This is a genomic window from Caulobacter sp. GW821-FHT10C03 (assembly GCF_059415485.1).
On the sequence record NZ_JBWKNI010000016.1, the window covers coordinates 115,483 to 121,482 of the forward strand.

The following is a 6,000-nucleotide window of genomic DNA, read 5'->3' on the forward strand; positions in this document are numbered from 1 at the left end:
CCGCAGCGCAAAACGGCGTTCGTTCAGGAGATATGAAGCGCAGCGGAGGCAGGTTGCTCGCCTCCAGATAGCGACGCGTTCCGATGCTCGAACAAGACCGATTGGCGGCCCTGGCCTCCTACCGCATCCTCGACACGGCCCCCGAGCCGTCGTTCGACCAGCTGACCGCCTTCGCCGCGGAACTGTTCGGCGCGCCCATCGCCCTGATCTCGCTCGTCGACGAGCACCGGCAGTGGTTCAAGTCCCGTCACGGCCTGGGCGCTGAATCCACCCCGCGCGAACTGGCCTTCTGCGCCCACGCCCTGCGGCAGGAACCGCATTCGGTGATGGTGGTCGAGGACGCCACCCGCGACCCGCGCTTCGCCGCCAATCCCCTGGTCACCGGCGCGCCGGACATCCGCTTCTACGCCGGCGCGGTGCTCAGCGATCGCGACGGCGCCAATCTCGGCACGCTCTGCGTCATCGACACCGATCCCCGCCCGCGCCCCAGCGACGACGAGCTCGACCGCCTGCGCATCCTGGCCGACGCGGTCGTGGCCCGCATGGAGAAGAGCCGCGCCGAGCGCCAGGCCGCCGAGCAGCGCCGCATCCTGTCGATGACCGAGACCATCTCCGGCGTCGGTCACTGGCGCTGCGACCTGGTGAACCGCACCATCGGCTGGTCGGACGAGGTCTATCGGATCTACGGCCGCGACCGGGCGCAGTTCACGCCGACCTTCGACAACTGGCTGGAGATGTACCATCCCGACGACCGCGCCGCCGCCCAGGCCCGCGCCCATCAGGTGGTCGTCGACCGGACGGTGATCGAGCACGAGGTGCGCCTGCTGCGCGCCGACGGCGCCATCCGCCAGGGCCATTCGCGCGCGACCTGCGAGCTCGACGAGAACGGCCGCGTGGTCGCCGTGTTCGGCGTGCTACGCGACATCACCGAGGAACGCGCCCTGCGCCGCAAGCTGGAAGCCAGCGAAGCCCGCGCCCGCCGCGTCATCGCCGACGCCTACCAGGCCATCGTCGGCATGGACGAGCACGGCGTCGTCACCGACTGGAACCGCTTCGCCGAGACCACCTTCGGCTGGCGCGCCGAGGAGGCGATCGGCCGCCGCCTGGCCGACCTGATCATCCCCGAAGGCCTGCGCGAGTCCCACCAGCGGGGCCTGCAGCGCTTCCTTTCCACCGGCGAAGGCGTGGTCCTGGACCAGCGGATCGAGGTCCCGGCCGTGCGCCGCGACGGCCTGAGCTTCCCGATCGAACTGGCGATCAGCGCCGCCCGCAGCAACGACGGCTGGCAGTTCACCGCCCTGATGCACGACATCAGCGCCCGCAAGGCGCAGATGGAGGAGTTCGAGACCGCCTTCCACAGCGCCTCGGTGGGCATGGCTCTCGTCACGCTCGACGGCGGCTTCAACAAGATCAACGCCGCCTTCTGCGGCATCGTCGGCTACAGCGAAACCGAGATGCTGCGAACGGACTTCCAGACGATCACCTACCCGTCCGACCTCGACAAGGACCTGTCGCTGCTGGGCCGACTGATCGACGGCGAGATCACCAGCTACGCCATGGACAAGCGCTACATCCACAAGGAAGGGCGCATCGTCTGGGTACACCTTTCGGTGTCGCTGGTGCGGGCTCCGGACGGCTCGCCCCGGCACTTCATCGCCCAGGTCCAGGACCAGACCGCCCGGGTCGAGGCCCAGGAAGCCCTGGAGCGCCAGACCCTGGAGCTGGCCGCCATGGCCACCCAGCTGGCCTCGGCCCGCGACGCCGCCGAAAGCGCCAACCACGCCAAGGCCGAGTTCCTGGCCAATATGAGCCACGAGCTGCGCACGCCGCTGAACGGGGTGATCGGCTTCTCGCGCCTGCTGGCCGAAAGTCCCAATCTCGGGCTCGAGGACCGTCGGCGCGCCGAACGGGTGCGCGGCGCCGGCGAGGCGCTGAACGCCCTGATCAACGACGTGCTCGACTTCTCCAAGCTCGAGGCCCGCGCCGTCACCCTGGAAAGCGATCCGTTCTCGCTGAAGGACATGATCGTCGAGACCACGGCCATGGTGGAGACCCAGGCGGGCGAGCATCAGGTCGACCTGCGCATCGTCGGCGACCTGGACGGCCGCTATGTCGGCGACCGCCATCGCCTGCGCCAGGTGCTGCTGAATCTCCTGTCCAACGCCGTGAAGTTCACCCGCCAGGGCACGGTGACCACCCGCGTCGAGCTCCTCGGCTGCGAAGGCGGCCGCGCCCGGCTGCGCCTCAGCGTCGAGGACAACGGCGTCGGCATCGCGCCCGACAAGCTGGACCGCCTGTTCAAACGCTTCTCCCAGACCGACAGCTCGGTGACCCGCACCTTCGGCGGCACGGGCCTGGGCCTGGCCATCTCGCGCGAGCTGGTCGAGCTGATGGGCGGCCGCATCTGGGTCGAGAGCGAGGTCGGCGAAGGCTCGATCTTCGCCTTCGAGATCGCCCTGCCCCTGGCCCATGGCGAAGCCGCGACGCCGTCGGCCGAGGCCTCGGTCCGCGCCGTCTTCCCCGGCCGCCGCATCCTGCTGGTCGACGACGTCGAACTGAACCGCGAACTCTTCCGCGAACTGCTGGAGCGTCGCGGCTGCGCGGTCGAGACCGCCGCCGACGGCGCCGAGGCCCTTAAGGCGCTGGAAAACGCCGCCTTCGACCTGGTGCTGATGGACGTCCACATGCCGGTGATCGACGGCCTGACGGCGACGCGCGAGCTGCGCCGCCGCGGACTGACGACCGCCCCGGTGCTGGCCCTGACTGCCAGCGGCGCGCCCCAGCAGATCGCCGCCTGCCTGGACGCCGGCATGGTCGGCCATCTGCTCAAGCCGCTGAGCGAGCGCGACCTCGACCAGGCCCTGACCCATCATCTGTCCCAGCACCCGGGGAGCGCCGGTTTCGTCGCCGAGCGCTCGGCGCAGGACGCCGACGAGGCCGCCACCCGCAAGGCCCTGGCCGCCACCATGGGCGCGGCGCGCACCGCCCGCCTGGCCGGCATGCTGCGCCAGCAACTGGACGCCCGCTTCCTCGACGAGGCGCCCGAGGTGCTGCGCGAGGACGCCCACCGTCTGGCGGGATCGGCCGGTATCCTCGGCTTCATGCAGCTCAGCCACATGGCCGCCGACCTGGAGACGGCCTGCGTCGAGGACCTGCCGCTGGACGAGCCGCTGGCGCGCCTGCGGGCCGGCGTCCGGCGGGCCCGGGCCGACCTCGACGCCTGGATCGAGGACCTGTCGCGGCAGGCCGCCTGACAACAGACGTCGGTGAAGTTGCAGGCCGTCGAGCCGCAGGTCTATGGTGAGCGCCAGACCCTTCGGGAGAGCCTCGTCATGCGCCGCTCCGTCACCGTCCTCAGCGCCCTGATCCTGACCGTCGCCCTCGCGGCGCCAGCCCTGGCGGCCGACGCCGCCAAGGCCAAGCCGTCCCGGCGCGACGGCTGTTTCTTCGCCGACCAGGTGCGCGGCTATCAGGTCGTCGACGCCAAGACGATCAACGTCAACATCCGCCAGGACGAGGCCTATCAGCTGACCCTGATGCGCTCGGCCTTCGACCTGGAGACCTCCACCCGCATCGGCGTCAAGTCGCGCGTCGGCTCGTGGATCTGCGCGCCGCAAGACGCCTCGGTGGTCGTGCCCGAGTCCAACGGTTCGGACCGCTACCAGGTCCGCGAAATCCGCCGGCTGACGCCCGAGGAATACGCCGAGGCCTGGCCGCGGCTGAAGAAGAAGAAGCCGAAGTCCTGACCGTCCGCGCGGCCGCCACAATCGGCCGCAAATCGGCAATGCGGCGATAAAATCGCCGGTTTATGATCACCCCTCGTCCAGTTTGGGAGAGCCCCGCATGCGCCGCTCCGTCTCCGTTCTCAGCGCCCTGGTCCTGACGGCGGCCGTGACCCTGGCGAATTGGGCCGCGCCGGCCCTGGCCCAGACCCCGGCCCCAGAAGCCGCGCCCGCCGCCAAGGCCAAGCCGGCCAAGGCGTCCGGACGCGACAGCTGCTTCTTCGCCGACAACATCCGCGGCTATCAGGTCGTCGACGACAAGACCCTGAACGTCGAAATCAGCCGCAAGGAAGTCTACGAACTGAAGCTGTTCTACTCTTCGTTCGAGCTCGACACCGCCCTGCGCATCGGCATCAAGTCGCGCGGCGGCTCCTGGATCTGCTCGCCGCTCGACGCCGAGGTGATCGTGCCCGAAACGATCCGCCACTCCTATCCGGTCCAGTCGATCCGCCGGCTGACGCCCGAAGAGGTCGAAAAGGCCTATCCGCCGCTGAAGAAGAAGCAGCCGAAGTCGTAAGGCTTCCAGCAGACCCGCCTTTCGAAAGCACTTGCCGCAGCGCGCGCCGGCGGGACATCTATGCCGCGCCGCAGCGGCGTCGGGGGTCGGCGACGGCGGCCCCGGAGACGAGCCATGCTTCCCGCCGCCGCAGCCCCGCCGCGCCATGGCCCCTGGTACACGCACCTCTACGTCCAGGTGCTGGTCGCCATCGCCGCCGGCGCCCTGATCGGCCACTTCTGGCCGGGCTTCGGCGAGAGCCTCAAACCGCTGGGCGACGCCTTCATCAAGCTGGTGAAGATGGTCATCGCTCCGGTGATCTTCCTCACGGTGGTGACCGGCATCGCCGGCATGCGGGATCTCGGCCGCTTCGGCCGCGTGGCGCTGAAGGCCTTCGCCTACTTCCTGACCTTCTCGACCCTGGCCCTGATCATCGGCCTGATCATCGCCAACGCCGTGCATCCCGGCGCGGGCATGAACGTCGACCCCAGCACGCTGCACAACGCCAAGGTCGCCGACTACGCCGCCAAGGCCCACGAGACGACCATCGTCGGCTTCCTGATGAACATCATCCCGGCCACCGTGGCCGGGGCGTTCGCCGACGGCGACATCCTGCAGGTGCTGTTCTTCTCGGTGATGTTCGGCATCGCCCTGGCCTTGGTCGGCGACCGCGGCCAGCCGGTGATCGACCTGCTGGAAGCCGTCGCCCACGCCTTCTTCAAGCTGGTGGCCATCCTGATGAAGGCCGCCCCGATCGGCGCCTTCGGGGCTTTCGCCTTTACGATCGGCAAGTACGGCATCGGCTCGGTGATCAACCTGGCCGCCCTGGTCGGGACCTTCTATCTGACCTCGCTGATCTTCGTGCTGGTGGTGCTGGGGGCGGTGGCCCGGTTCAACGGCTTCTCGATCCTCAAGCTGATCCGCTACCTGAAGGGCGAGCTGCTGCTGGTGCTGGGCACCAGTTCGTCGGAGTCGGCCCTGCCCAGCCTGATCGAGAAGCTGGAACGCGCCGGCTGCGCCAAGCCGGTCGTCGGCCTCGTCGTGCCGCTGGGCTACTCGTTCAATCTGGACGGCACCAACATCTACATGACCCTGGCGGCCCTGTTCATCGCCCAGGCCACCGGCGTGCACCTGTCGCTGGAGGAGCAGGTCCTGCTGCTGGGCGTGGCCATGCTGTCGTCCAAGGGCGCGGCGGGGGTCACGGGCGCGGGCTTCATCACCCTGGCGGCGACGCTGTCGGTGGTGCCCAGCGTGCCGGTGGCCGGCATGGCGCTGATCCTCGGCGTCGACCGTTTCATGAGCGAGTGCCGGGCCCTGACCAACTTCATCGGCAACGCGGTGGCGACGATCGTCGTCGCCCGCTGGGACAACGCCCTCGACAAGGACGCCCTCGACCTGGCCCTGGCCGGCGGCGAGCCGACCCCGGTGCTGCTGACGACCGATCCCGCCCTGCACGACGCGGACTAAATCCTTCTCCCGATCCAAGGAACCTCCCCCTCTGGGGGAGGCGGCCAAAGGCCGGCGGGGGGCCGGTTTCAGCTTCCGGGGCGGCGGCTGGTTTCGCAGTTACTCCCCCCACCGATCGCTGCGCGATCGCCTCCCCCAGAAGGGGAGGTTCCTTGCCACATGGACACGGCCTCTCAGGCTCCCGCGCGAAGGCGCGTTAGGTCGGGGAGGCGCGGAGCGGCCGGGCGGAGCCCGGAGACCGTGATGTGGTTTAGC

4 protein-coding genes are annotated in these 6,000 nt (G+C 69.5%); all 4 read left to right on the plus strand.

Features of this window, described 5'->3' with window-relative positions:
• The first annotated feature begins 83 nt into the window (after positions 1 to 83).
• The 4 genes from AC07NG_RS19255 to AC07NG_RS19270 all read left to right on the plus strand — a co-directional run bounded on the left by AC07NG_RS19255 (position 84) and on the right by AC07NG_RS19270 (position 5,745).
• A complete protein-coding gene (locus AC07NG_RS19255; protein ID WP_494595719.1) occupies positions 84 to 3,254 on the plus strand; it encodes a PAS domain S-box protein in 3,171 nt (1,056 codons plus the stop codon).
• Positions 3,255 to 3,332: 78 nt separating this feature from the next.
• The gene (locus tag AC07NG_RS19260; RefSeq protein ID WP_494595721.1) at positions 3,333 to 3,746 is read left to right on the plus strand and encodes a DUF6491 family protein; all 414 of its coding nucleotides are present in this window, start codon (positions 3,333 to 3,335) and stop codon (positions 3,744 to 3,746) included.
• Positions 3,747 to 3,843: 97 nt separating this feature from the next.
• Positions 3,844 to 4,299 (plus strand): DUF6491 family protein, encoded by a 456-nt coding sequence (locus tag AC07NG_RS19265; RefSeq protein ID WP_494595722.1) that lies wholly within the window; start codon positions 3,844 to 3,846, stop codon positions 4,297 to 4,299.
• Between the two features lie 114 nt (positions 4,300 to 4,413).
• The gene (locus AC07NG_RS19270; protein WP_494595724.1) at positions 4,414 to 5,745 is read left to right on the plus strand and encodes a dicarboxylate/amino acid:cation symporter; all 1,332 of its coding nucleotides are present in this window, start codon (positions 4,414 to 4,416) and stop codon (positions 5,743 to 5,745) included.
• Positions 5,746 to 6,000 lie beyond the last annotated feature (255 nt).

Coding starts and splice junctions, on each gene's coding strand:
- AC07NG_RS19270 (WP_494595724.1), top strand. CDS start 4,414: ATGCTTCCCGCCGCCGCAGCCCCGCCGCGCCATGGCCCCTGGTACACG.
- AC07NG_RS19265 (WP_494595722.1), top strand. CDS start 3,844: ATGCGCCGCTCCGTCTCCGTTCTCAGCGCCCTGGTCCTGACGGCGGCC.
- AC07NG_RS19260 (WP_494595721.1), top strand. CDS start 3,333: ATGCGCCGCTCCGTCACCGTCCTCAGCGCCCTGATCCTGACCGTCGCC.
- AC07NG_RS19255 (WP_494595719.1), top strand. CDS start 84: ATGCTCGAACAAGACCGATTGGCGGCCCTGGCCTCCTACCGCATCCTC.